Origin of the sequence: Amycolatopsis marina, assembly GCF_900111885.1 — a bacterium.
Classification (GTDB): domain Bacteria; phylum Actinomycetota; class Actinomycetes; order Mycobacteriales; family Pseudonocardiaceae; genus Amycolatopsis; species Amycolatopsis marina.
Genome location: NZ_FOKG01000007.1, coordinates 1 through 26,883, shown reverse-complemented (window position 1 = coordinate 26,883; position 26,883 = coordinate 1). Strand labels below are relative to the sequence as shown.

Below are 26,883 nucleotides of genomic sequence, written 5' to 3'. Positions count from 1 at the left end.
CCTCAGACCGCCCACAGTGGACCGTCAGCTGTGCGTCCCCGTCTCAGGACGCAGGGTGGACGGTCATCGGCAAACCGCCCCGGACACGCAGGGACAACATCGGTTCCGCGACGACCCGCCTTCCCGGAACTCCCGTCAGCCGCAGATCCCGCATGAGTACCGCGATGGTGAAGACCGCCTCCATCGTTCCGAGATTGCTGCCCACACAGAAACGTGGGCCGCCGCCGAAGGGCATGTAGGCGTATCGAGGCCGCGTCACCGGGCGGTCGGGGGCGAACCGCTCGGGGTCGAATCGGCCGGGGTCCTGCCAATGGCCGGGATGGCGGTGCATGGTGTACGGGCAGACGACCACATCGGCGCCCGCGGGCACGTGGTAACCGCCGATCTCGTCATCCGCGAGCGCCACGCGCGGGAGCAGCCACACTGGCGGGTAGAGCCGCAGCACCTCCTGAACCACCATGCCGGTGTAGGTCAGGCGGCGCAGGTCCGCGAACTCCGGCAACCGGTCGCCGAGCACGTCGACCGCCTCGGCGCGAAGTCGCCGGGCGACCCCGGGATGCCGGTCGAGCAGATGCAGCGCCCAGCTCAGTGTGCTGGCCGTCGTCTCGTGCCCCGCGAGCAGGAGGGTGGTCAACTCGTCGCGCAGCCCGCCGCGCTGCCCCCCGGCCGAATCGATCAGGCTGGACAGCACATCCGCCCCGGCCTCGGGACCGCCGTCCTGCCGGGCCCGTCGCACCCCGGCCTCGATGAGATCGTCCACCACGTTTCGCAGCTCAGCGCGTGCCCTGCGGAATCTCGACTGCCGTGGCAAGGGCAACCACGCCGGGACCATGGACAACGTGACCGCCTCGAACATGGCCTGATCCTGCACCGCCTCGAAGGCGTGTCCGATCGACTCGAGATCGCCGAGGTCGGAGTCGAGCAGTGTGCGCCCGAGCACGCCGAGCGTGAGCCCGGTCATCTCCCGGGTCATCTCGACAGGTCCCGCCCCGATGTGCTCGCGCAGCCGGGCGACGAGACCACCCGCCTCCTGCGCCACGGCACCGGCCTGCGCGGCGATCCGCTTGTGCTGGAAGGCAGGCTGGATCAGCGCACGCTGTCGTCGCCACAGCTCGCCCTCGCTCGTCAGCAGACCGTCGCCGATCACCTTCTTCGCTTCGACCAGACCGATTCCCTTGTGGTAGTTGGCGTGGTTGTCGGCGAGAACGTGCTTGGCCGCATCCGGGCCGTTGACCAGGTACAGGGCCTTCGGCCCGATCGCGATTCTGGCGACGTCACCGTAGACCGACGCCGTCGACGACATCAGCGCGAGCCGATCGGTGAACAGTTGCCGCAGCAGCCTTGGTGTGGCCGAGCGCGGTGGGCCGGGCGGCACCCGGCGCACCCTGCTCGACGCCCCCGCGAGGACCGTCATGCCGCGGCCCTCCTCGAAGGTTCGCCGGGCTGGGCGGCGACGGGCGCCGGGGAGACCGCGGGCGCGGCTTGCTCGCCTTCCGGTGCGGGAGGCGACGCCAGTTCGAGCGCGTCCCGCTGCTGGGCCTCCCACTGTTCCCGAGCCTTGTTGACGAAGTGCAGCGACCACAGGAACCCGCCGCGGATCAGACAGACCACCGCGGTCGCGAAGAACAGGCCGTAGGCGATGCCCGCACCGGTGAGCAATCCGTAGACGACCGCGACTCCCGCGCCGAAGGCGAACTGCGAGCCGGGTTTCGACGGCGTGGTACCGGGGTCGGTGATCATGTAGTTGGTGAACAGGACGAACGCGATTCCGGTCATCGTGCCGAGCGCGCCGAGAATCGCGGTGTCGAGCACCCAGCCACGCACCACGGACTGCAGGACGAAGAAGCTCAGCCAACCGGCGATCAGCCACATCCGGCCGGTCAGCTTCGCGTTCAGCATTGTTCCCGCGCCGATGATGACGGCGGGAATGAGCCAGTCGATCGGACCGCTCACGTTCTCACTGAAGTGGTAGGGAGGCGCGATGCTCGCCCAGGGGAACAGCACCAGGATGATCGCGATGCCGAAGTTCGAGGGGTTCATGTAATGCCGCATCCGGCCGCGGACCGGCGCCCGCAGAACCCACTTCGCACCCACCGCGACCGCGATGCCGAACATCATCACCAGTACCTGGTCGTTCGGGTAGGTCAGCATGTTCACGGCGAGGCTGGTGATGTGCGCGGGAAGCAGGAACTCGGCCAACCCCCGGAACCCGTTGCCGAGAAAGCGAGGCGGGCGCCGATCCGTACGGGCACCCACGAACTCCAAACCGATCTCCAGGCTGTAGCCCGTGGCGAGGGCGATCAGCGGCCACAGCCACGGCTGCTCGAACCCGAGAACCGTGTACCCGAGAATGTTGAACACGGTCATCGAGATGGCGAACCGGCGCAGCGCCGTGATCACCTTGGGGTCGTGCCGCGGCGCGGCCGCTGTCTTCTGGTCGGTCAATGTCCTCACCTCTCCTCGGCCCGGGAGCCCAGTCGCAGCGAGTGCCAGCCCGGGGTCAACTGAAGTTCCTGGTCGTGCATCCGGCCGGACCGGTCCCGCCACTCGAGCACCACGGTGACGGGCGCGGTCACGTCACCGAGACCGATGTGGACATCGCTGCTGCGCTTGCCGGAGTGACCCCCGCCGCCGTCTACCCGGTCGATCAGGGTGCGCCCGTCCGGCGTGGTCACGGTGACCTGTGCACCGACCACCGGCGATCCCGGTGCTCCTGGTGTGTCGTCATGCGACAGCTTCAGGCCGAGGAAGGCTCCGGCGTCAGGAGCCTCGTTGTGGTAGAACGCGGGCTGGTCCCACTGCCGGGCGACCGCGAGGTCGATCCGGCCGTCGCCGTCGGCGTCCCCTGTGGCGATTCCGCGTGTGGGCACGGGAACATCCAGGCCCAGCCGCCCGGCGATGTTGACGTACCCACCGTCCGGTTTCCTGGCGAAGAAGTGCAGGCGCTGGCTGCCCGCCAGGTCGTCGCCGGCACGCACGTGCGGCCACCAACTCGGATCGTGCACCACCAGGTCGTTGGCCGTGGCGAGTTCCTGCAGCTGCGGCCAGCGGTTCACCTCGCCCTTCACGAACCCGTTGGTCTGTGCGATCGCCAGGTCGCCGCTGTTGTTGAAGTCGCCCATCTTGACGTCCCAGGCCCAGCCGGACCATGCCGTGCCGTCGTCGGTGCTGCGGTCCTCCCATGGCGCCTCACCGCTCTGCAGCCTCGCCCGCATCTCCGAACGGCTCTCCGGGGTCGCCATGAACTGGTAGTTGCTCTCCTGAATGCCGAAGGACGTGGTGATGTTGCTGACGAACAGGTCGTAGAGCCCGTTGCGATCGAGGTCACCCCAGTCGACGGCCATGCCCTTGAAGGAGTCGGCGCCCATGCGCTTTGACTTCGGCAGCATTGGCGACGACGCGCCGAGGACCGGCTCGAACTTGATCGTCCCTGGGGTGGACCGGTTGTGCAGCATCGCGTCGCGACCGTGATCCTGTGCGAGGTACAGCTCCGGAAGCTGGTCACCGTCCACGTCGTTGGCACTCGAGCCGAGCACCCAGCCCTTCGAGAGATCAGTGGGCAGCACATCGTCGAGCCGTTCGAATCGGACCTCGGGGACAGGGCCTTCCGTCGCTCCGGTCCAGCGGAAGAAGTAGTCCTCTCCCCCGTTCGACGCGTTGGAGAGCGAGTCGTTCATCGCCACTCCGCCGGAGACCTTCGGGTCGAGAACAGGACCGTGCGGAAAGTAGTTCCCGAGATAGATGTCGACGTGCCCGTCACCGTCGAAGTCCGCGACGGCAACCGCGTTGCTGTTCCACTGTGGACCGGTGTACTGGGAGCCGGCCGCGGTCGGGACGAGCTCGGTCGGCAGGTAGGAGGCCGCGGTCAGGCTTCCGGCCTCCGGCTCGGCGAGGTGCACAATGGGCGTCCTGCCCCAGTAGTAGACGAGCAGGTCCATGAACCCGTCCTCGTTGAAGTCACCTGGGGCACAACCCATCGGCGCCATGACGTCGTTCATCGGCAGGGGCGCGTTGCGCAGGGCGAACGGCGGATAACGGTCCGCACGGGCACCGGGGGTCGGTGTCACCACCACCTGGTCGATCCGTGGGTCCGTGATGCACAGGTCGTTGGCGAGGCCGTCACCGTCGAGGTCGTTCATCGCGATTCCCGCGCCGACAGAGGAGATCCAGGCGTCGATGTCGGTGTAGTCCTGATTGACCTCGCGGATCTCCTGTTGTGGGAACCCGCTCGGCATGGCGATCGACATCGGCGTGAACCCGTAGCCGCTCGCGAGCTCGTCGACCTCCGCAGCCGACGACTCAGGCAGGCGGCTGACCAGGAACAGGCCGGCGACGAGTGTCAGCGCCACGATCCCGGCCAGCTGCTTACGCAGCCAGCGAACTGTCGCGATCATGAGTGCACACCTCCGAGGGTTGCGAATTCGTCGGCGATCCGCTGCCGCCACAGTTCGTAGGCCGGGACATCACCGTTGACCGGGTTGCTTGGCCGGACGTCCTGGGTGATCCGCGCCGCGGACTCCGGTGTGGTGCCGCACAGGACCCGCGTGGCCACCGCCGTGTGCGGTACGAGCAGGCCCGCTCGTACCCTCGCCTCCGCGGCGAACGCGGAAGCCTGCGCGAGGTGTTGCCGGAACCGCCCCGCACGGTCGCGAAGCACGTGCAGTTCTCGCTCGTCGGCACCTCCGGCATAGGTCGCCGCGAGCGCCGCACCGGAGTACAGGTCTGCTTGGCGCGAGACGGGGAACGCGTCGATCAACGATGCGACCTTGACCGCGTCCGTGCCCCCGACGAACCACATGGCTCTGCCGATGCCCTGGTCGATCGCATGGTGGGAGTACGACCTGCTCGCGTCGTCCGGCCAGGAGAAGCCGGGATCCTGATACCGCTCGTGCACGTACCGTCCCGTGTGGAAGTAGGCCTGATGGAAGCCGTACCCGTCGAGCACCAGTCCGCGCAGCAGCGGGTCGAGCGAGTCGGCCTTCGGCCAGCGGAACCGTGGCAGCCGGGCCATTGCCCAGCCGATGCCCACGTACACCATGTAGACGTGCCTGCCTGCCTTTCCCTCCAGAAAGTCGGCGACGTGGTGGCGGTGACCGAACGGCAGACCGTCGAGCATGGCGAAGCCCATTCCGGCGCCCTCGTAGGCGAAACCGCGAAGCGGTGCCGCCACCTGCTCGAGCCGGCTCTCCGCATCCTCGACGGAACGTGCCTCGAGTGCGTGCGCATACCCCTCGAGAAACGTCCGGCCGACCGCTTCCAGCATCTCCTGCGCTTCCGGGCTTTTCTTGTGAAATCCCCGCACGTCAAGCGACGTCTCTGCTACCTTTGGCGTGAGAACACGACGCCGGAGCGCACGTAGTCCGGAAACCAATTTACTCTCCCTTGCTGACAGAAATCGCGCTGGAAGAAGATCTGAACAGATTCTCACAGGTCGCGCCGATTCCTGACTACTCACCATTTGCGCGCGCGACCGGGAGAAATGCGCAATTCTGAAGAACCGGGACAGGAATCCGGGTTGGCGCGCGAGTGGCGGGCGGAAGGTGACCTGGTCAGCTCGCGATCCGCTCGGCGGATCCTGCCAGGCCATCGCGAATGCGCCGGCGCCACGACTCGTATGCCGGAACAGGCCCGGGCACACCGGAGCCCGGCGCGGTACCGTCGGCGAGGTCGACCGCAGCACGCACAGAGAGCCCGGCCAGCGTTCGCAGTGCGTTCTTCGTGTGCTGTGGGACAAATTCGGCGTAGTCACGCGCCTTGGCGGCGAACACCGCTCCGAGTGCCATCTCGGGCCAGTGTTCGCCTGCTGCGCTGTGCAGGTGTGCCAGCCCGGCGGAGTCACACCCTCCGGCGAAAGTGGCCGCGAGGCCCACCCCGCTCCACAGGTCCGCCTGCCTGGGACCGGCGAACCGTGTCACCGCGGCGGCGACCTCTTGCGCATTGGCCCCGTGAATGAACCACAGTGCCCTGCCGATTCCCTGATCGACCGCTCGTGGAAAGTACGCTGGCGCGTCCTCCCACGGATATGGTTTCGGCACGAACTGGGCGTCAACCCAGCGCCGAGTGTCGAAATAGGCTCGGTCGAAGCCGTATCCATCCACGGCGAGCCAGCTCATCGTGGGGTGGTACGGAGATTCGGCGAGGTCGGGAAGAATCCCTTTCCATAGCCTTCTCGGTAGTCTCGCCATGGCGAATCCGATACCGATGTAGGTCAGGAATATGTGCTGCTTCCCTGGTCCGACCAGCAGTTCACGGGTACGCTGCCGACCGCGTATCGCCATCGCGTCCAAAATGCTGCAGGCCATCGCCGCACCCTCGTAGGCGAAGCCTCGAAGTTCCGGCTCCACCATGTCCAGCCTGCGCTCGATCTCCCACAGTTCCGGTGCTTCGATCCCCCATTCGAACCCACACACCACCGATTGTGGAATCCGGTCGAGTTCGGCCGCGGCGATCGAGTCGCTGCCGGGGAAGCCACGGGACTCGGATGTCACCGAGGTCATCGACGGTGCGAGAACCAGCCGTCGGATGGTACCGAGAATTCTCGCCACCGTCAGTGTCCTTTCCGTACTACGCGCGGCTCGTGCCGCATCGTGTGACAGCCTCGGTCAGGCGACCGCTCGCAGATTCATGGGCCGCGTGAGATGACGTCCCGGTTCGACCGGGGAGTTTTGGTCGGCCAGGGTGATCGCGATCGGCGGATCGGTCGGCCGGATTCCGCGCATCCGGATATCGACCCGCGCCGCCCGCCCCGCGGTAACCGTGACGGGTTCGTCGATCGTTCCGATGGAGAAGGCACCGGGAGCGCCGGGAGTCCGCTGGTGCTCGGCGGCCGCGAGCAGCGTCCACCGGCCCTCGGGCACGTTGTTGATGACCAGTTCGGTCGAACCGACCTCTCGCATCCCCTTGAACGCCACCGGGCCGCGCTGCGGGATGGCATCGGCGAACACACCTACCAGCACTGTGGCCGGCATCGAACCGGTGGGCATTTCCACCCGCCCGATGATCGAACCACCATCCCACTGCGGAACGGCGCAGCTCCTGCCCGCGTTCTGCAGCACCTCGAGCGCCGGCAGTCGCCGGAAGTGCGGTGCCACCGCGACGAGCAACTGGTCCACCTCCGGGCTCCGATACTGCGTCGGTGTCATGCCGACGGCCTGGGTGAACCGGCTGGTGAAAGTGCCCACGCTGCTGTAGCCGACGCTGCACACGACATCAGCCACCGTCAGGGACGTGGTCAGCAGCAAACGCTTGGCCTCGAACAGCCGGACGGCCGTCAGATAACGGCCAGGCGTCACGCCGGTGACCTTCGTGAAAACCCGGGAGAAATGAAACGGGCTGACGAACACCTCCGACGCCAACTCGTTGACGGTGATCGGTTCGAAGTATCTTTCGTGCATGGACGCGATCGCGTCCTGAACGGCGGCTAGCATGTCCACTCCCTGGCTCGGGCTGACTCCCCTGGTCAACGTCGTCGGCTCTGGTCCGCCGGTCCCCCTGACGCGGGGCATCGCGGAACGTGAGTTCGGTGGCACGACGAACGAACCAATTACCGGTCCGAGGAGCGACAACGCACAACGAACGAGCGCTCCGCTCGCCGCCCTCCGGGAGAAGCCGACATCACCCCTCCTGCAAATCAGCTCACTGTCACCACGCGGTCCGTTACCTAACCCACACGAGTGAGTTTTCCCTCGACTGCTCGAACCGAGGTCGAAGCGGCTTCAAGCACGGACGCTGCGGAAGGCGGCGGTGGACAGGGCCGATACCAGCAGTGCGACTGACTCCCACCACTCGCTACAGAACGTCACAACGGAGCGAAGGCCATAAACGCGGCGTCACAGTTGGTATCCGACGCTGCCTGAATGCTCCATTAGGCGGCTCCAACGAAAAAACGACGCATAAGGTGGACGGGGCAAGATGAACCGCCGAGCAACGCAGAAGGTGAACAGGGAGCAGACAGTGATCAAGGTACTGCTTGCGGAGGACATGCACATGGTCCGAGGTGCCCTGGTCGCCCTGCTTGACCTCGAGCACGACATCGAGGTCGTCGCCGAGGTCGCGTCCGGCAACGAGATCCTGCCCGCGGCCCACAAGCACCAGCCCGATGTCGCGATCATCGACATCGACCTCCCTGGCATCGACGGGCTCACCGCCGCGGGTGAACTCCACGAGAGTCTGCCGCGGTGCCGCACACTGATCTTGACCAGCCTCGGCAGGCCGGGTACCGTGCGCCGCGCACTCGACGCGCGGGTGAACGGTTTCATGCTCAAGGACGCGCCCCCGGAGAAGCTGGCCAACGCGGTCCGGCAGGTGGCTGTGGGCAGGCGGGTCATCGACAGTGAACTGGCCCTGGCCGCGTGGGACACGGACGTGTGCCCCCTCACCACACGAGAGACCGAGATTCTCCGGCTACTGGCTGCGGGCCGCGACGTGGGAGATGTCGCCGCCCAGCTGTTCCTGTCCCCCGGAACGGTGCGCAACTACCTCACCACGGCGGTCACCAAACTCAACGCGCGCAATCGGGTCGACGCTATCCGGATCGCCACTGAGGCGGGCTGGATCTGACCCTGCCGGAACCGCGGGAGCCCCGGGAAGCCGTCACCGGACCGGGGTTCGGCCCCCACGTAACCCCATCGCGCGCGAGGCCGGGTCCACCTCGCCGGCATCGAGCGGAATCGTCGCCCGGAGCAGGTGCCTGCCGTCCTGCCCGGTGTGCGCCTCGAGTTCGCCACCGAGCAGCGCCACCCGATGCGACAGGTTGTCGATGCCGCTGCCACCGCCCGGCTCCGAGCGTGCACTGTCCGGCGCTCTGGAAACACCGTCGTTGACGACTTCCATCCGCACCACCTCGTCATCGGTGCACACGGTGATGACGCACCACTTGGCCTTGCTGTGGCGCAGAACGTTCGTGACCGCCTCACGCAGCACCGTCGCGAGCACGGTGCCGACCGCCGCGGGCAACGTCGTTGCTCGCCGCTCGACACTGACCCGCACGTCGGCCGCGGTCAGCACCCCCTTGGCCGACCGGCACTCCTCATCCAGCGACAACTCCCGGTACCCGCTCGCCACCGAGCGCACGTCGCCAAGTGCCTTGCGGGACATCAGCAGGATCTCGTCGATCTCCTGACTCGTCCGCGCTGGGTCATCAGCCATCAGTCGTTTCGCCAGCTCACTCTTCAGTGTGATGGCCGACAGACTCAGTCCCAACAGGTCGTGGAGGTCCCGCGCGAACCTCAGCCGCTCGTCCGCGACCGCCAGCCGCGCCAGCTCGTCCCGGGAAGCATCGAGCTTGCCGATGAGCCTGGACAACCGGCTCAGACCGAAGACAACCAATGCGGTGACCATGGTGGACACGACGGCATACAGGACGGTGTACGGGACCGACTCGAAGATCGGACCCACGCTGGTGTCGATGGTGGCGACGCTGGCCACGATCAGGGCGAAGAGCGGGATGGCCGCCTTCGGGGGCAGTGCGAGCAGCACGCTACCGGCGAGAAACCCGGGCAGACCCAGCCAGATCTTGCCGAACTGGAGCAGGGGCAGGTACACGAGGCAGGCCTGACCCAGCAGCGCCAGATAACTCACCGGAGGAGTCAGGGAGACGCCTGGCCTGCTGAAGTATCCGAGTTGCAGGGTCAGCAATGCGGCGAGGTAGACGACGCTGAGCACTTGGGGCCAGAAGCTGTCCGTCGCGATCAGGACCCGGGTGACCGCAAGTGCTCCGATCCCGGTGAACGTCAACGCGACCACAATGCTCGCCAACCGCGGCGCCATTGGCGTGAGCAAGCTTTCCGGGACGTATGGCGAACGTTCAGAAACAGTGGGTTGTGCTGTTACGCCATTCGGTTCATTTCGTTCTCGCATTTGGACCGAAGAGTCTGCACCCTCATTCGCTTGCCCCATAGCGGCCCCTCCTATGCAAAGCGCAGGGGCACGACCATACGCAAGCCGCCCATCCTGGGCAATCGTCGGAACGGACGTACCCGTCAGTTGAGCCGATCGAGCACACACTCCCCGATCCCAATCTCCGCGGGCCAGTTCAAGCCTAGAGCTCGCTCGACGATGTCATTGTCGTCGACGGGAACGGCGTGCGCGGACAACCCCATGGACTTCGCCGTGAGGTAGAGAGTCTGCTGCAGTGCCCCGAAATGCATCAGCGCGGTGGAGTAGGCCGCCCCGTCGAGCCACCAGGCCGTCAGCTCCATTCTCGCGGTCACGGAGAGCAACACCGAGGGCTGAAGGGTGCTCGCAGCCGCGGCCTTGGCCATGTCCAACATGTTCTCGAGGTCGATGTCGTCCTCGTTGATCAGCGTCAGTGCGTGCTCCCGCGGTTCGTAGTGGTAGACGCCCCGGTCGAGACCGGCACAGCGGTTGACACAGAGATAGAGCTCCAACTCGTAAAAGCAGGCGATGTTGAAGTACGGTCGCTGGGAGACCTCGTGAGTTCCGCCCAGTGGCAGGTGCGCGGGCCCGATCGACCTGACTCGAGCCGCCCTGAACAGCAGCTCGCCGAGTGCCTCCGAGGTCAGCCCCGTGGTGGAGAACTCGGGACAGACGTGGTCGGTCTCGAGCAGGCCGGTCAACGAGTCGCCCGCCGAGGTCGCACTGGGCAGCGTTGGCCGGTGCAACGGCACGGACCTGCCGGCCGGACGCGGACGGACCAGGGGTGGTGGCACGACCTCGTGTTCGGCACCCAGTTCGACAGGAGCCACCCCCTGTCTCCTCCTGCTCTTGCGGTGGAAGGACAGTTCGTGGTGTGACCACGTGCGCAGGGCGGGATCCGTGTCCTCGGCGAACACCAGATCCTCGTTGCCGACCAGCACGACACCAGCGGCCACCAGGTAGGTCACGACGTCCGCGACGACCGACGCGGACGCCTGGGACTGAGTTCCGATCTCGCCGACCGAGGTGCGGGTAGTCAGCGCCGCGACGATCTGCACGGCCAGCGGCTGCTCCAACGCGACCGCGAACTGCGCCGTCGGTGACTCCAGCAGAAGCTTGCCCTCGCTCGGCCTCATCGACACGAACCGGGACAGCCGCACCGGGCTGGAAGCCGCGACCGTGACCGGGGTGAACGCGGGTGTGTCCACCACAGGTATCACCGACAGCAGCGGGGCCTGTCCGTCACTCAGCCCGAGTGAGTGCACGACAGAACCACTGAGCTGCTCCAGCACCTTCTCGAGTGCCGCCGGGCTCACGTCGGTACCGCTGTCCCCCACCACTCCCTCCGAGGGGGTCCCGGACGTGACGTTGTGCAGTGACACGGGGCCGAGGCGCATCCGTCTCAATGACTCATAAACCATCGGGTCCGCACCGCTGAGGTCGAACTCACCCCATGTGGTGACCACAACGAGGGAATCGCTGGTCTGATCCATCTCGACCAGGGCATCCTGCCTCAATGACCACAGCCGGACCGTGGTCATCTCCGCCTCGCGGAATTCGGGCTGCAAATGGTGCTCCTCTGCGGGCCAGTCACCTATCCCTTCACAGGAACAGGGGCATGGGGTTGAGATCCTCGTACTTCGTCGGTTCGGCTCGTCTCCCCAGGCGCACCGGGACGTCGTACAACCGTCCCGGCGCGAATCGTGCCCAGAACGACCGCATTCCCGGAATGACGACCTTGACCACGGGAATGCCGACATCGGGTCTCGTCTGGTCCAGTACAAGCATGTCCATTCCCCGTTCGGCGATGGTCGAGACTACCGAGTCGACGTCGTCCCTGACGTCCTCGGTCCGCTCCCAGGTGAAGTCGCCGGGAACACGTGCCCTGATGCTGGTGTCCGGAAGCAGATATGGTTGATTGCCGACTGTCGCGTCCGCCATCCAGCGTGCCGCGTCCTTGTCCCCGGTCATCGGCCGGTCGGTGAGCACCGCGGGCAGCAGCTGATTCAGTTCGCTGAGCGCCCGGCGCAGGGCGGTTCGCGGATCGAGATGCGCCCCGAACCCGAACATGATGTTCTCCCGTGCGGAATCGGTCCGCCGCGAAATCGCGGTCATGGCGGGAATTCCGAGATCCGAGGTGACGTCGAGAACCCACAACTCCCGGCCGATGCCGGCATAATGGTCCCGAAGCTCGTCCATCCAGGGATCGCCGAAGGCGGCGATATCCACCCCGGGCGCCTTCGTCCGGTTGTACCACCACAACGCGACGGCGTCACGTTCCACCAATTCCAGAGCGCCCTGCAGAATCGCGTCCTCAAGGCTGCTTCCAGCGGCGTTGCCATTCGAATCCGCTCGCACGCAGCGGCTGCCTTCCGCGGCAGGAGCGCCGAAGTACAGCAGACCCGTGGGCAGCATTCGGTGCCGCAGTTCTGTCAACGACCACAGTGGGGTCCAGTCCAGCACGGTGCTTTCCGATACCGGGTCGAACACATAGTTGAACGGAGAATGATCTCGATTCCATTCGCTCCTGCGCTCGTACTGCCGGGCGTCGAACAGGGTGCAGTCGTTCGGATGAATCGCGACGTCACCGAGTGACTCCAGGCTGCCACGCACCCGGTATTCGTCCCCATGGAATGAACCCGAGTACCGCTCGGCCGCTTCGCAGAGCGCACCGACCTCCGCGTCGAGCGGAGTCGTACCCTTTCCGCCGTTCTCCGAACGGAGGCTGGCCCGCAGGCCGTCCAGTCCCATGAGATTGCGTGCCACATTCGGTCCGGACCGAAAGGAGTTGACGAACGCCGGAGCGGCGGCGTTTCTCGTGATCTCCTTGATGATTCCGGTGACCGGGCTGACGAGATGGCCGAAGGTCTCGAGTACCTGGCCCGGTGTCATGGTGCGATGCCCGCCGCCGCTGGAGGACACCTTCGGAGCAACTCTGAGGCGCACCGGACGGCGTGCGCGTTCGGCCATCAGCGACGTGTCACCGCACTCCCGGCACTGCGGTCGCCTGCGCAGCTCGTGCAACCGCCCGGTCAGGTCGCGGCTGTCGAAAGTCCACACACACCGTTGCCCCTGGTATCTGTGCCCCGCGAACCACTTGGCGGCCTCCAACGAAATGAGATGCGCTGCCGCCGAGGTGAGTGAGGGAACCGCCGTGGCCGGGCGCGAGGCAGGCCCCACCCGGCCGAGGGTTGCCTGAACACACGCCTCGGCGTTGCGGTGGGCCCACAGACGGTGACTGAGGCAGTGCCAGCACCCGGACGTGCCAGGCAGGAATGTCGGACCGATCCACACCTGCGCACCGACAGGCTTCGCGAGCAGCCACGGCCGTCCGGCTGCCCGGTGGGCCGTATCGATGTCGGCGAGGAGCGGGTCGAGATAGTCGTCGCACAGCACAACCGACAGCTGCGCTGCGTCCTGGTCCGCGGCGCCGTTGCCCACGTCGAAGCCGGCCGCGCCGAGCGCGAGCCGGACCGCGTCACCGTCGACCTGCTCGCCCAACGGGAACAGGTCGACGCGGCCGTTCACGGTACCGGTCGCCGCGCCGGCGTCCACACCGCAGGCATCCCAGTACGCGAGCGCACGCTCGTCCGCGGCGAGCTCACCTCCGGTTCTGCGGGTGACCAGGTCGGCGGCGATCAGTTCCCCGACCAGCCGTGCGACCTGCTCCGGTGCCAGGCCACCCGGCCTGGCCCGGAACAGGCTCTCGAGATCGCGGGTGCCGTCGAGAAGGGCCGCGAGAGAGGCGATGTGTGTGCCCTGGAGCGCGGTCACTCCGCGCTCGGAGAACAGAAACGCGGCCTTTCCCTCGCTCACTTCGGCGCGCAGATGGCGCTTGAAGCCGAGCAGGCCCGCCGCGTCGGCACCGGCGGTCATCAGGCGGCGAGTTCGTCTGCGCGGCAGTAGGTCGCGTAGCAACTCAGTGCCGCGGAATTGTTCGTGTTGCCCCAGTGATCGAACCTGTCGATGACCAGCTCGACGCGGTCCGGTTGTGTCTGCACCTCATGGGATCTCGCCACGAACACGCCGAGATCGGTGACTCTGTCAACGTTGCTCATTGGAACTCCCTGGTAGAGAGAATCGGTGATCCGAGGGGCCCAATCCTGTGCTCCGGACGTTCCCTCCGGCCAGTGCCCAGCGCACAGCTCTCATGTGTCTTTTTCATACGACAACAGGACTAACGCACGCCGCTTCTGATGCCGCCATCACTGCCGGGGACCACATGCCTTCTGCCAGTCTTCGACCTGCACACGACCGTCCCTGGACGCCAAGACGTCGAGCCGCACGGATCCCGGGTCAACTGTGAGTCGAACTGAGAGGTGTCTGCGATGCATCCGGAAGTCGTAGTATCGAGCAAACCAGAGATCGCCGCAGCACGGCATTTCGACGACGAGCCGAGCGGCGTGGTCACCTTCACGCTACTGGGGCCGGTCGAGGTACGAAAGGGCGGCCAGGACTACGCGCCCACCGCCCCCAAGATGTTGCAGTTGCTGGCATTGCTGCTGATGCGGCCGGGCAAGATCGTACAGATCGACTCGATCATCGAGGAACTCTGGGCCAACGACCCCCCGCGAAGTGTCCGGACGACGATGCAGACGTACGTGTACCAGCTGCGCAAGTGCATCGAGCACAATGGCCTCGCCACCGACGGTGAAGAACTGCTCGTCACCAGGACGCCTGGATACGCCTTCAAGATCGATCCCGCGCAGGTCGACGTGTTCGCATTCGAACTGAGGTGCAGGCAGGGGCGCCAGCTGCTCGACGAAGGACGGTTCGACCAGGCGGCCGCCGCGTTCCGGGCCGCCCTTTCGCTGTGGTCAGGGGCGCCGATGGCCAATGTCAACTGCGGATCCGTGCTCTCCGCGTATGCCGTGGAACTACAGGAGCAGCGGCGCAACGCACAACACTTGCGCATACAGTCCGAGATCGAAGGCGGCATGCACCGGGACCTGATCGGCGAACTACGGTCACTGGTCACATCGAACCCCCTCGACGAGGGCCTGCACGGCCAGCTGATGCGCGTGCTCGGCCGGAGCGGGCGCCGGTCCGACGCGATGGCGACCTACCGCCAACTGCGGGCCAGGCTCAACAACGAACTCGGCGTCGATCCCTGTGACGAACTTCAGTCACTGCACCACCAGCTGCTGTCGGCCAAGGAGCACTCCCCGTGACCAGACCACGACGAGGTCCCGGAAGTGACGTTCCCAGCGGCTCGAACCGGCCTCACCGACAACCCTGCCCTGCGGACTCGAAACGGCCTCGTGCTCCCTGAGCTCGATGACACGGACATCAGGAAGCGACTCGAATAGCCGCGGACCCACGCACTCGTCATTCATCGGTATCGGACGCACGCGAAGACAACGAAAGCTCGCATGGGAAAAGTGAGGTTTGACTTATGACTGGACGAACGTACGGACAGTACTGTGGTCTGGCACGAGCCCTCGAACTCGTCGGCGAACGTTGGGCGATGCTCGTCGTCCGCGATCTGCTCCTCGGGCCGAAGCGCTACGCCGATCTGCGGGAGACTCTGTACCGTATTCCACCCAGCATGCTTTCGGCACGGCTCAACGAACTCGAGCAGGCAGGCGTGGTGCGGCGGCGCGTGCTGGCCAACCTGGATGCGGCCGTCGTGTACGAACTCACCGACTACGGGAGCGAACTGGAGACGATCGTGCTCCAACTCGGCCTGTGGGGAGCACGATCGCTCGGCGACATGGCCGAAGACGACATCTTCACCCTCGACTCGGCTGTCCTGTCGCTGTACACGACCTTCCGGCCCGACATGGCGGTCGGTTTCCGCGCGACCTACCAGGTGCACTACGGGCCGTCGATCGTGGTGCACGCGATGGTCGACGACGGGGCACTCAAGGCCGCAGAGGGCGCACACCCGGACGCAGACGTCGTCATCGACGTGCTCGGGCCGTTCAAAGCGGTACTGACCGGTGCTCTCAGCCCGCGAGAGGCGTCCGACGCCGGACTGATCCGCGTCAGCGGCGACCTCGACCTGCTGGACCGGTTCGGCGACCTGTTCCGGATTCCGCCCGCACCGGTCCCCACCGAAGGTCTTGTCGTCCGCTGACGCGGACCGGCATGGTGCCGACGGTGCTCCGCCGGCGCCGTGCCGTTCAGGCGCGTACGGCCCGCAGAGGTGCGCCCATCTCGTGCAGATGGCGCAGCACGTCGGCGTACGAGCGGAACAGTCCGCACTGTTGGTAGGAAATCCCCCGCTCGGCACAGAACCGCTGCACGATGGGCTGCGCGTGACGCAGGTTCGGGCGCGGCATGTTGGGAAAGAGGTGGTGCTCGATCTGGTAGTTGAGCCCACCGAGGACGAAGTCGACCACTCGTCCGCCACGGACATTGCGCGAGGTCAGTACCTGCTTGCGCAGGAAGCCGACCGATTCGTCCCCGGTCATCGTCGGCATTCCCTTGTGGTTCGGAGCGAATGACGATCCCATGTAGACACCCCACAGCCCCTGGTGCACCACGATGAACACAACCGCGATGCCGGGCGAGAGCACCAGGAACACAGCTGCGAGATACCCCACGAAATGTCCCGCCAGTAAGGCTGTCTCCAGCTTGGGGGACTTGACGTCCCTGCGCAGCAACGCACGCACGCCGGACACGTGCAGGTTCCAGCCCTCGAGTGTGAGCAACGGGAAGAACAACAGCGCCTGATGCTTGGCCATCCAACGCAGGAAGCCGGTCTTCAGTCCGGCCTGGCCGCGGGTGAAGGCCAGCGCGGGAATGTCGAGGTCGGGGTCGTGATCCTCGTGATTCGGGTTCGCGTGATGTTTGTTGTGACCGCTGATCCACCAGCCGTAGCTCATCCCGACCAGGCCACCGTGGCTGGTCCCGATCACGCTGTTGGGTCTGCGGGTACGGAAGATCTGCTTGTGCCCGGCGTCGTGCCCGATGAAGGCCAGCTGTGCGAACACGATCGCCAGGAACGCGGCCACGAACAACTGCCACCAGGAGTCACCGATGAAGGCGAAAGCGACCCACGCACCGGCGAGCGCGACGAGGTTTCCGGTGATCTTCCACGCGTAGTAGCGGTAACGCCGGTCGAGCAGTCCGGCGCCACGGATCTCCCGGGACAGATCCGCGTACTCGCTTCCGGATCGTTTACTGGTCAAGGTAGCGGTGCTGTCGTCGATGATGGCGAAGCGCCTCTCTGGTTGGGCGTGCGCGGAGTCCCCGCGCTGATGCCTCTCCGAGGGCCGACGCCGGCGAAGCGGTGACCGGTCGGTCCCGGCCCCGGCCCTTTCCATCGTACGCGTGCCCCGGCGACCGGCCGGTGAACAATCGCCCCCGTCAGGGCGTAGACTGGGTGATGTCGATGGCATTCCGCACGCGAGCGTTCAAGCTCGCGTCGTTGTCGACTTCCACGCCGGCCTGCTGCGAAACAGCAGGGGACAGGAGCATCGCCCGGGTGAGTCCGGGCCGCACGCTCCCCCTGCCAGCCGCCCGCCTTCCGCCGGTCGGCCATGGCTTCACCGCCCGGCGCACTGACTGCGGTCGCACATCTGGACCCCGCAGGCAAGAATCGCCGGCAGCACCAAGAAAGAGTCTCGTGCACCAACTCAGTCTCGGAGTCATGGCCCACTCTCGGAAAGAGAACGAGCGAAGGGCGCCAATCCATCCACGTCATTTCGAGCGGATCGATGCCGGTCTCCGGGCTCGCGTATTTCTCGAGTACGGCTACGGGGAACGCTTCGGAGTTTCCGACGAGCAACTTGCCGCGGTAGTCGGTGGAATGCGCTCCCGGGAACAACTCATCGCCGAATGCGACGTCGTGCTGCTGGCAAAGCCGGAAGCGGGCGATCTGGCGGAGTTGCGGACGGGGCAGGTTCTCTGGGGCTGGCCGCACTGCGTGCAGGACGAGAAGCTCACCCAGCTGGCCATCGACAGGAACCTCACGCTGATCGCCTTCGAGGCGATGAACCACTGGCACGCCGACGGATCCTTCAATCTGCACGTCTTCCACAAGAACAACGAACTGGCCGGCTACTGCTCGGTGCTGCATGCCTTGCAGACGATCGGATCGACCGGCAACTACGGCCGCAGGCTGCGCGCCGCCGTCATTGGCTTCGGTGCCACAGCGCGAGGTGCGGTAACCGCACTCAGTGCGCATGGTGTCCACGACGTCGACATTCTCACTCACCGGGGCGTCACCGCGGTGGGTTCGCCGATCCACTCCGCCCGGATGGTGCATGTAGACCACGACGAGAACAACCCTGGCGACCCCCGGCGCAGTCACGCGCTCTCCGAGAAGGGCCGGGTACCGCTGGCCGGATTCCTCGCCGAGCACGACATCGTCGTCAACTGCGTGCTGCAGGACACCGGCGCCCCGTTGACGTTCCTCGTCGAGGACGACCTCGCGGCGTTCACACCGGGAAGCCTCATCGTCGACGTCTCCTGCGACGAGGCCATGGGATTCAGTTGGGCCCGGCCCACCACGTTCACCGAGCCCACGTTCCCGGTCGGCACCGACATCACCTACTACGCCGTGGACCACAGCCCTTCCTACCTGTGGAACTCCGCGACTTGGGAGATCAGCGAGGCCCTGCTCCCTTACCTGGGCGCCGTGCTCGACGGGCCGGCCGCCTGGGACTCGGTCGAGACACTTCGGCGAGCCATCGAGATTCGCGACGGCGCCATCCAGAACCCCGCCATCCTGTCCTTCCAGAACCGGTCGGCGGACCACCCACATCCACACATCGAACAACGACAGCTATCGGACAAGGAACTGACATGACCGCCAACGCCTCCTCCACCGCCACGTACACCCCTCGCTATGAGCAGCGGGTTAAGCTCGTCCAGGGCATCGTGCGCGAACACTCGACCCTCGACGACGCAGCGGCGAGCGAGCTTGCCGTGCACATGCTGCACGCCCTCGACACGATTCCCGAGAAACTGCGCTAAGCACGTCGAGTGGGTGGGCTCACGGTCGTCGGCCGGGAGCCCACCCCACCCAATTCGCGGCTGATGACCGCACGTACCAACAGCCGCACGTGCTACTTGTTGGCAGTGATGTAGCTGTACCCGCTGTCCGGCGCGTTGACGTACCCCACAGCCATGACCCGGTCGGTGCCCGGCAGGTGCTCCACGTTCAGCACCTGCCCCCTGTGCACGCCGAGGTCCTCGGGCTGTCCGTGCCGGGTCCACGTGGTTCCGTCGAAGGCGGCATACTCACTTTGATCGCTGGTCAGCGACGGCCAGCCACCGAGCATCATGCTGTTGCCGTCCGCCGCCACCGAGATGTCGTTGACCTCGGCCAGCGCGCGACCGGTCCACTGTGTCCACGCGCTCCCGTCGAATCGATAGGCGGTCGCGAGCGTGCCGTCTGTGTACAGTGACCTCCCGGTCACGAAGACCTCGTCCCCCATGACCGCCACCACGTCCGCATTCCATCCGTTGGAAAACCCCAACGGTATCGGAAGTTCGGTGATATCGAACTTCTTACCGTCCCAGTGCGCGACGAAGGGAGTGTCCTTCTCCGGCGTGGGGAAAGCGCCGGACAACCACACGTCGTCCGGGTCGGCTCCGGTGAGACCGAACAACGCACTGGGCTTGGTGGTCAGGTCACCGGGAAGCACCATCCTGCGCCACTTCCCGTTCTGGTAGCGATCGATGAAGGCCTGTTGTCCCGAGGCCTGGCCCGCATCGTGTTCCAGGCCAACCGCCCAGATCTCCGCACCCACCGTCTTCAGTTCGGCGACCAACGCCTGTTTTCCGGCAGGTGGTGCCGGCGCCTTCTCCGGCGCCCACTCCGAACCGTTCCATTTGGCGAGAGCGTAGGGAGCCGGGCCCGCGCCTGCGACTGCCCGCGGTGTCGAGTCCGGCAACGCACCCTTCTCATCGCGATACCAGAGACCGGAACCGGGACGAGGCGAGGCGGTCGCCGACCGAGCCTGCTCCAGTGTTCCCGTCGCCCATGCCTCGTCCGCGGCGAGCGTCGCCACCCGGTTCAGCGACTGGGGCTGGTTCACGAAGTCACCGATCCTGGCCTCCGTCCAGGTCGCACCATCCCAACGCATCGCGAACGGGACGGGAGACGGCGGCTCGAAGTTCGTGCCCACAACCCACCCCTCGTTCGGCGCGGAGAAGGCAATCGCATCGCTTGACTCGAGGTTTATGCGCTTGTCCACGAGCACCCACGGATCCCCCTGGATCGTGTCCGCCCCGTCCGCCCCCGCGACGCCCGCCGGTACGGCGAGAGCTCCGGCGAGTGCGACCCCGGCGAATGCGCCAAGACAACTCGTTCGCATAGTGCCTCCTCTTCGAACCCGATTGGAAATTGCTGTCGGCAGCGGGAGGACGCTAGAACCGAGCTGTACACAATCAATACAAATCTCAGGACGTCCGGCCGGACAAAAAATTCACCTGAGTTGTTCTCACATCTTTGCCCGATTTCGTCGTGGCGATAAACAGGATTTCCGAACTCGCGACTTCGAACTGCCAGTCCGCCTGTCGCCCACCGGGGACACCGCAAAAGACGCAGGAAACAGCTTGTCAACCGCCATTCAGGCGACATCATGAACACCTGCATCAGCCGTCGCGCTCCGTTACAAGCCATCCCGGAGAGCGACGAAGGCCCCGCGACTGCCAGATGTCGACATTTTTTCGGCGCCCTGCCCGCGCCTAGGCCATACGTTGCTAGCAATTACGCTTTTTGGCTTAACATCTTCTGTCCTGACAAGTCAGAAGTTGGAGTATTTTGACCGAAGTTATTTACGTGTGAGCCACAAGTGATTAACGTCCCCGGCGAAAACCGCGGCGCGGGAGGCGGCACATGAGGCGAACGTCACCACTGCCTGAGAGGAACCACCGGGCGTCGTCGGCGTCGCGGACGCGGTTTTCTCACCCGAACCAGGCTGAGCGTGCCCAGCCCGGACACCCGCCCGGACTGACCCCACCTTTCCCCGACGCGCTGGCCGGAAGGACAGCTGCCCAGCCAGGAAGCGGCCTCGATTCCCCGGTCCCGGTGCCCGGGGACACCGAATGGAGACCCATGACTGATCCACGCGCCCAGATCGGAACCACCGGCAAACGACTGTCGCGCCGGTCAATGCTGGCCGGCGCGGCTGCCGGCGTTGTCGCTCCCGCTGCCATCGCTAGCCTCGGCGGCTCCGCCGCGACCGCACAGGGAAACAGCAAAGGCGACAGCGGGAAAACCCGGCGCATCACCATGTACGCGGAGGAGTTTCCGGACGGAAACGTCGGCTACGGCCTGGCCCCCGGCAAAGCCAGCATCCCGGGCCCGATCCTGGAGATCTGGGAGGGCGACACCCTCGAGATCGACCTGGTCAACAACACCGACCGTCGGCTGTCGATCCATCCGCACGGAGTCAACTACAGCGTCGACTCCGACGGCAGTCCGCTCAACGACTCCTTCAACGAACCAGGTGAGACACGCACCTACATCTGGAGCACCACGGCGCCCTACAAGGCGAGCGGAAACATGTGGATGCCCGGCAGTGCGGGGTACTGGCACTACCACGACCACGCGCTGGGTGGAGCCCACGGCACAGAGGGCCTGCGCAAGGGCCTTTACGGCGCACTGATCGTCCGACGCAAGGGCGACATCCTGCCGGAGCGACAGCACACCGTCGTCTTCAACGACATGACCATCAACAACAAGGTCGCGCCGCACGTTCCGATTCTCGAGGCCAATCTCGGCGAACGGGTCGAGTTCATCGCGATCGGGCACGGCAACACTTTCCACACCTTCCACCTGCACGCACACCGCTGGGCTAACAACCGCACCGGCATTCTGGAGGGCCCGAAAGATCCGAGCCAGGTCGTCGACAACCGGGATCTCAACCCCGGTGACTCCTTCGGCTTCCAGGTGATCGCGGGCGAGGGCGTCGGCCCTGGCGTGTGGATGTACCACTGCCACGTGCAGTTCCACTCCGACGGAGGCATGGCCGGAATCTTCTTGGTGCGCAACGAGGACGGCAGTCTGCCCGACGGCGCACAGGCCGCTCTCGATCGCTACCACGGGCACGAACACGGCGGAGACCACCCGCACGGCCACTAGCACCCGCGTGCGCGGGAATGCCCCACGCACGCGGGTTGAGTTACGAGTGAAGGAGTAGGGATGGGCCGAAGAAGCCGATTGACATTACCTCACAACGGTCGCGCACGACCGAGATCACTGCGTCGCGCGACGATTCTGGTCACGAGCGCCACCCTGGCGCTCGGACTCTCCTCCATGCCCGCACTGGGGGCGCAGGCGAAGCCCGAACAGCCCGGGAACTCCGAAAGCCAGGCAGGCGCCAGCGCATCCGAGTCCGGCAAGGACCCGGCGAACGACGTGAACGTGCTGGTGTTCCACGGCCCGGCGGCCGAGCAGAGCGATCCGGTCGTCAAGGCCACGGACGCCATCGAGGAACTGGGGGCGGAGAACGGCTTTACCGTCGAGGAGTCCACGGATCCTGCCGTCTTCTCGGCCAAGAACCTGGACAAGTACCGCGGAGTCGTCTTCCTTTCCGCCAAGGGCACCGAACTGACAACTGGTCAGGAGGACGCCCTCGAGGGCTACATCGAGGACGGCGGCGGATTCCTGGGAGTTCGGGACGCGGCGCGGGCACAGGAGCGTTCCGAGTGGTTCACCGGCCTGATCGGCAGCCGCCCGGTCGGCGCCCTTCCCGATGCGGAGGACGTCGCCGAGATCACGGCCACCGGTAACAGCCCGTCGAACGAGGGCGTGGAGAACCTCATCGACGGGGACGACGACACCAAATGGCTAGCCTTCGACTCGTCCGCGACGATCACGATGAAACTGGCCGAGGCCACCGCGATCGGGCACTATGCGTTGACGTCGGCCAACGACTTCGACGGACGCGACCCGAAGGACTGGACCCTGCAGGGCTCCCAGGACGGCCAGAACTGGACGGACCTGGACCGCAGGACCAATGAGGACTTCCCCAACCGGTTCCAGGCCAAGGATTACCGTTTCGACAACACGGAGTCCTACCAGTACTACCGTCTGGACATCACCGCCAACGGCGGCGAGGGCGCGACCCAGCTGGCCGAGATCCAGTTGTTCACCGACGAAGCGACGACGGAACCGCCGCCGGAGCCGAAGGTGCAGGAGGCGACGGTCAACGTCGTCGACCGGCAGCACCCCGCCAACGAGGGACTGCCCCTCAACTGGACGCGGTCGGACAAGTGGACCAACTGGTCACCGAACCCCACCGGTGAGGTCCACACGGTCGCGCAGGTGCAGGAGAACACCTACGAACCGGGTGAGGGCGCGAACGGGCCGTTCCATCCGATCTCCTGGTGCCGTGACTACGACGGCGGGCGGTCGTTCTACACCGGAATGGGCGGTACCGAGGACAGCTACGCCGAGGACGCGTTCCGCGGGCACCTGCTCGGCGCGCTCAAGTGGACCACCGGCATGGTCCGTGGCGACTGCCAGGCGACCATCGGGTCGAACTACGAGATCGAGCGGCTGACCGCGCCGAACCAGCCCGGTCAGCTCGACCAGATCGGTGAGCCGCACGGCCTGACCATCGCCCCCGGTGGCAAGGTCTTCTACATCGGCAAGGCGGCCTGCCCGTCCGGCCCGATCTCCAGCTGGGACGACCCGAACGTCGGCCTCGGCTGCGGCACCATCCACCAGTGGGACCCGGCCACCGAGGAGGTCAAACTCCTCACGACGCTCGAGGTCATGGGTAACCGGGGCAGCGGCAGCGAACTCGTCAAGAACGAGGAAGGCCTCGTCGGCATGACCCTGGACCCCGACTTCCAGGAGAACGGCTGGTTCTACGTCTTCTGGATGCCGCACGACTCGATCGACCGGGAGAACCGGATCGGTCAGCGGACGGTCTCGCGGTTCACTTACGAACACGAGACGGAGACGATCGACCAGAACACCCGCAAGGACCTGCTGAGCTGGGACACCCAGATCCACAGCTGCTGTCACGCGGGTGGCGGAATGGCCTTCGACAACGACGGCAACCTCTACATCGGCTCCGGTGACAACAACTCGTCGCAGGGTTCGAACGGCTACTCCGGCAACAACTGGAGTGAGAAGTTCAAGGGAATCTCGTTCCAGGACGCACGCCGGACCTCCGGCAACACCAACCACCTGAACGGGAAGATCCTGCGGATCCACCCCGAGGACGACGGCACCTACACCATCCCCGAGGGGAACCTGTTCCCCGAGGCCGATGACCCGGGTGACAAGACCCGCCCGGAGATCTACGTGATGGGCGTGCGCAACATCTCGCGGCTGGCCTACGACAAGAAGAACGACTGGCTGACCGCCGCCTGGGTCGGCCCGGACGCGGGCAAGCCGAGTCCGGAACTCGGACCGGCCAAGTACGAGACCGCGACCATCATCACCTCGGCGGGCAACCAGGGCTGGCCCTACTGCATGGGCAACCGCCAGCCCTACCGTGACCGCAGCGACACCGATGCCAGCGTGCTCACCGGCTGGTACGACTGCGACAACCCGAAGAACACCTCGCCGGCCAACACCGGTCTGGTGGACATCCCGCCCGTCCGGGACAACATGATCTGGTACTCGCCGAGTGGTGGCGGGCCGGTCTTCCCGACCCGGGACGACGGCAGCGGCATCCCCACCTACAACGACGAGGACGCCACCTACACCCAGCCGTACCTCAAGGGTGGCTGCCAGGCGATCATGGACGGTCCCACCTACCACCGCTCCGAAGTGGACACCAAGAGCGGGGTCGCGTGGCCGCAGCACTGGGACAACAAGTGGTTCATGGGTGACAACTGCAACCCGAACAACCGGGTCGCACTGACCGTCAACCCGGACACAGTGGACGAGGCCGGTCCCCCGGTCTTCGCCGAGGACCTGCGCGGCATCATCCGCGCAGGCGGCGGAAACACTGAACTCCAGGCCTGGATGGACGCGAAGTTCGGTCCGGACGGTGCGCTCTACATGGTCGACTACGCGGGTGGTTTCTTCAGCCTGCACCCCAACCAGAAACTGATCAAGATCAGCTACAAGGGTGGTCCGGCCACTCCGGCACCGACCGCGACGGCGACCTCACTGCACAACCGGCCGCTGACAGTCGCCTTCACCGGGGAGAAGTCCGGTGGCGTCTCGTACAAGTGGGACTTCGGCGACGGGAACACCTCCACCGAGGCGAACCCGACGCACACCTACGCCAAGGTCGGCAACTACACCGCGACACTGACGGTGACCTACGCCGACGGCGAGAAGGCGACGACCGAGGCCGAGGTCGCCATCGAATGTGCCCTTCCGGACAGCCGGGGCACGGTATGGATCGGTGACACCGACACCGGTGTGACCAACCACAAGGTCGGCGACAGCTGCACGATCAACGACCTGATCGACGACGAGGGCGTCTGGGAGTCACACGGAGCCTTCGTCGACCACGTCAACGCGGTGGTCAACCAGCTGAAGAAGGACGGGGTCATCTCCGGCAAGGAGAAGGGCAAGCTGTCCAGCTCGGCGGCCAAGTCCGACATCGGCAAGAAGGGCAGCACCGGATACGAGCCCATCTTCAACGGGACCCGCGAGTCCCTCGAGGGGTGGACTCAGGCTCCTGGCGGTCACTTCGAGCTGCGGCCGGACGGGTCCCTGCGTGCGCATGGTGGTCTCGGAATGCTGTGGTACTCGGCAAAGGAGTTCGGTGACTTCTCGCTGAAGCTCCAGTTCAAGGACATCGCGGCCGAAGGCCACCGGGCGAACAGTGGTGTGTTCACCAGGTTCCCGAACCCGAACACTCCGCTGGACGAGCGTCCCGAATGCGGGAAGCAGGGATCTGCTGCCAACTCGGCGGCCTGGGTCGCGATCTACTGCGGCCAGGAGATCCAGATCTACGACGGGGAATCAGGAGAGCCCCAGAAGACCGGTTCGATCTACAACTTCGACCCGGTGGGTCTGGACAAGGCCGGCGTGACGCCGAAGGGCCAGTGGAACAACTACGAGATCCGTGTTGTCGGACAGCACTACACGATCATCCGCAACGGCGTGGTGATCAACGAATTCGACAACACACCTGGCAAGCAGTCGTCACGACCCAGTGACCCACCGACCGATCTGCGTCAGTTCAGCAGCGGTTTCGTCGGGTTGCAGAACCACGGCGACAACGACCAGATCGAGTTCCGCAACATTCGGGTGCAGGAGCTGTAACCAGGACAACCGGGTCGGTGCGGTCTGCGTAGCCGGCCGCACCGACCCGGCCTCAGCACATCGGGATGCTCAGTGAGCGCCCGGAATCACGAGAGGTGCAGCAATCCCATGTTCCGTCGATTACTTTCCGCTCTACCGAGAGGCGCGACGCCAGGGCACCGCCGAGTGCCCGTCCGTCGGGTGTCGCTGGCCATGCTGGCATCGACACTGATGGCGCTGTGGCTCGTCCCGACATCCGCGGCCGAGCAGGCTCAGGATGTGTCCCAGACCGCGGCCGCCGACCAGGTGCTCACCTGGACCGCGGGCGACAGCATGACCGAATACAACACCGCACCGACCGAGGCGACGGCCGGTGCCGCCACGATCGTCTTCGAGAACAGCACGGCCACCGGTAACACCTTCGGGATGTCACACACGCTGACCTTCGACACCTCGACCCCGGGCTACAACCACGACGTCGACCTCAACATCGTCGCCAGTCCCTACGACTCCAACGGGGGCAAGCACGAGGCCCAGGTAAACCTGACGCCCGGCAAGTACCGCTACTTCTGCGCGATCCCCGGGCACGGCGAGATGGTCGGCGAGTTCGTGGTGACCGAAGGCGGAGGCGGCGAGGACATCACCCCTCCGCAGGTTTCCGCGGAGATAACCGGTGACCAGGACGCCGATGGCAACTACGTCGGCTCCGCGACCATCGCTGTCTCGGCCACCGACGCCGACTCCGGCGTGGCCTCGGTCGAGTACGAGATCGACGACACCGGCTTCCTGCCCTACACGGAGCCGGTGACAGTGGACGAGCCAGGTGACCACGCGGTCCAGTTCCGGGCCACCGACAACGCAGGCAACGCCTCGGAGACCGGCTC

At 65.8% G+C, this 26,883-nt stretch carries 20 protein-coding genes; 8 read left to right on the top strand and 12 right to left on the bottom strand.

Going from position 1 to position 26,883, the window contains the following annotated elements:
• Positions 1-43: 43 nt before the first annotated feature.
• The 6 genes from BM199_RS13090 to BM199_RS13065 form a co-directional block, all read right to left on the bottom strand.
• Entirely contained in the window at positions 44-1,414 is a 1,371-nt protein-coding gene (locus BM199_RS13090; RefSeq protein ID WP_091673313.1) for a cytochrome P450, read from the bottom strand.
• Entirely contained in the window at positions 1,411-2,445 is a 1,035-nt protein-coding gene (locus BM199_RS13085; protein ID WP_425425522.1) for an enediyne biosynthesis protein, read from the bottom strand. The genes BM199_RS13090 and BM199_RS13085 overlap by 4 nt, the downstream gene beginning before the upstream one ends.
• Positions 2,446-2,450: 5 nt before the next feature.
• Positions 2,451-4,394, bottom strand: coding sequence for a CRTAC1 family protein (locus tag BM199_RS13080; protein ID WP_091673312.1), 1,944 nt, complete (start codon positions 4,392-4,394; stop codon positions 2,451-2,453).
• Complete coding sequence (locus BM199_RS13075) at positions 4,391-5,371, bottom strand: DUF1702 family protein (protein WP_281245694.1); 981 nt, start codon at positions 5,369-5,371, stop codon at positions 4,391-4,393. Before BM199_RS13075 ends, BM199_RS13080 begins: the two co-directional genes overlap by 4 nt.
• Positions 5,372-5,549: 178 nt before the next feature.
• A complete protein-coding gene (locus tag BM199_RS13070) occupies positions 5,550-6,545 on the bottom strand; it encodes a DUF1702 family protein (RefSeq protein ID WP_091673310.1) in 996 nt (331 codons plus the stop codon).
• A 57-nt stretch (positions 6,546-6,602) separates the two neighbouring features.
• Positions 6,603-7,427, bottom strand: a complete 825-nt coding sequence (locus BM199_RS13065) for a helix-turn-helix transcriptional regulator (RefSeq protein ID WP_091673308.1) — start codon at positions 7,425-7,427, stop codon at positions 6,603-6,605.
• A gap of 526 nt (positions 7,428-7,953) precedes the next feature.
• Between BM199_RS13065 and BM199_RS13060 the strand changes: the two genes are divergently transcribed.
• Positions 7,954-8,559, top strand: coding sequence for a response regulator transcription factor (locus BM199_RS13060; RefSeq protein ID WP_091673707.1), 606 nt, complete (start codon positions 7,954-7,956; stop codon positions 8,557-8,559).
• A gap of 33 nt (positions 8,560-8,592) precedes the next feature.
• Here the strand turns inward: BM199_RS13060 and BM199_RS13055 are convergent, their stop codons facing one another.
• The 4 genes from BM199_RS13055 to BM199_RS13040 all read right to left on the bottom strand — a co-directional run bounded on the left by BM199_RS13055 (position 8,593) and on the right by BM199_RS13040 (position 13,934).
• Positions 8,593-9,768, bottom strand: coding sequence for a sensor histidine kinase (locus BM199_RS13055; protein ID WP_091673307.1), 1,176 nt, complete (start codon positions 9,766-9,768; stop codon positions 8,593-8,595).
• Between the two features lie 212 nt (positions 9,769-9,980).
• On the bottom strand, positions 9,981-11,444 hold the full coding sequence (locus tag BM199_RS13050; protein WP_342741709.1) for a SagB/ThcOx family dehydrogenase: 1,464 nt from the start codon (positions 11,442-11,444) through the stop codon (positions 9,981-9,983).
• Between the two features lie 34 nt (positions 11,445-11,478).
• Complete coding sequence (locus tag BM199_RS13045) at positions 11,479-13,752, bottom strand: TOMM precursor leader peptide-binding protein (RefSeq protein WP_091673305.1); 2,274 nt, start codon at positions 13,750-13,752, stop codon at positions 11,479-11,481.
• The gene (locus BM199_RS13040) at positions 13,752-13,934 is read right to left on the bottom strand and encodes a hypothetical protein (RefSeq protein ID WP_091673304.1); all 183 of its coding nucleotides are present in this window, start codon (positions 13,932-13,934) and stop codon (positions 13,752-13,754) included. Before BM199_RS13040 ends, BM199_RS13045 begins: the two co-directional genes overlap by 1 nt.
• A 270-nt stretch (positions 13,935-14,204) precedes the next feature.
• On the opposite strand from BM199_RS13040, the gene BM199_RS13035 reads away from it, so the two are divergent.
• Together BM199_RS13035 and BM199_RS13030 are read left to right on the top strand one after the other, a co-directional pair.
• Positions 14,205-15,047 (top strand): AfsR/SARP family transcriptional regulator, encoded by an 843-nt coding sequence (locus BM199_RS13035; protein ID WP_091673302.1) that lies wholly within the window; start codon positions 14,205-14,207, stop codon positions 15,045-15,047.
• 224 nt (positions 15,048-15,271) lie between these two features.
• Positions 15,272-15,955 (top strand): winged helix-turn-helix transcriptional regulator, encoded by a 684-nt coding sequence (locus tag BM199_RS13030; protein WP_091673301.1) that lies wholly within the window; start codon positions 15,272-15,274, stop codon positions 15,953-15,955.
• Between the two features lie 46 nt (positions 15,956-16,001).
• Here the strand turns inward: BM199_RS13030 and BM199_RS13025 are convergent, their stop codons facing one another.
• Positions 16,002-17,012 carry a fatty acid desaturase family protein gene (locus tag BM199_RS13025; RefSeq protein WP_245788332.1) on the bottom strand — a complete coding sequence of 337 codons (1,011 nt, stop codon included), beginning with the start codon at positions 17,010-17,012 and terminating at the stop codon, positions 16,002-16,004.
• A 461-nt stretch (positions 17,013-17,473) separates the two neighbouring features.
• On the opposite strand from BM199_RS13025, the gene BM199_RS13020 reads away from it, so the two are divergent.
• Together BM199_RS13020 and BM199_RS33845 are read left to right on the top strand one after the other, a co-directional pair.
• On the top strand, positions 17,474-18,634 hold the full coding sequence (locus BM199_RS13020) for a N(5)-(carboxyethyl)ornithine synthase (RefSeq protein ID WP_245788331.1): 1,161 nt from the start codon (positions 17,474-17,476) through the stop codon (positions 18,632-18,634).
• The gene (locus BM199_RS33845; RefSeq protein WP_177242604.1) at positions 18,631-18,801 is read left to right on the top strand and encodes a DUF6307 family protein; all 171 of its coding nucleotides are present in this window, start codon (positions 18,631-18,633) and stop codon (positions 18,799-18,801) included. Before BM199_RS13020 ends, BM199_RS33845 begins: the two co-directional genes overlap by 4 nt.
• A gap of 92 nt (positions 18,802-18,893) precedes the next feature.
• Here BM199_RS33845 and BM199_RS13015 read toward each other — a convergent pair whose 3' ends face one another.
• The gene (locus tag BM199_RS13015) at positions 18,894-20,147 is read right to left on the bottom strand and encodes a hypothetical protein (RefSeq protein WP_091673296.1); all 1,254 of its coding nucleotides are present in this window, start codon (positions 20,145-20,147) and stop codon (positions 18,894-18,896) included.
• A gap of 743 nt (positions 20,148-20,890) precedes the next feature.
• Between BM199_RS13015 and BM199_RS13010 the strand changes: the two genes are divergently transcribed.
• The 3 genes from BM199_RS13010 to BM199_RS13000 form a co-directional block, all read left to right on the top strand.
• Positions 20,891-21,919: a multicopper oxidase domain-containing protein gene (locus BM199_RS13010; RefSeq protein ID WP_177242603.1), complete on the top strand. Its 1,029-nt coding sequence runs from the start codon at positions 20,891-20,893 to the stop codon at positions 21,917-21,919.
• Between the two features lie 60 nt (positions 21,920-21,979).
• Positions 21,980-26,020, top strand: coding sequence for a ThuA domain-containing protein (locus BM199_RS13005; protein ID WP_091673294.1), 4,041 nt, complete (start codon positions 21,980-21,982; stop codon positions 26,018-26,020).
• Positions 26,021-26,128: 108 nt separating this feature from the next.
• A partial coding sequence (locus BM199_RS13000; RefSeq protein ID WP_425425521.1) for a cupredoxin domain-containing protein occupies positions 26,129-26,883 on the top strand: 755 nt, incomplete at its 3' end.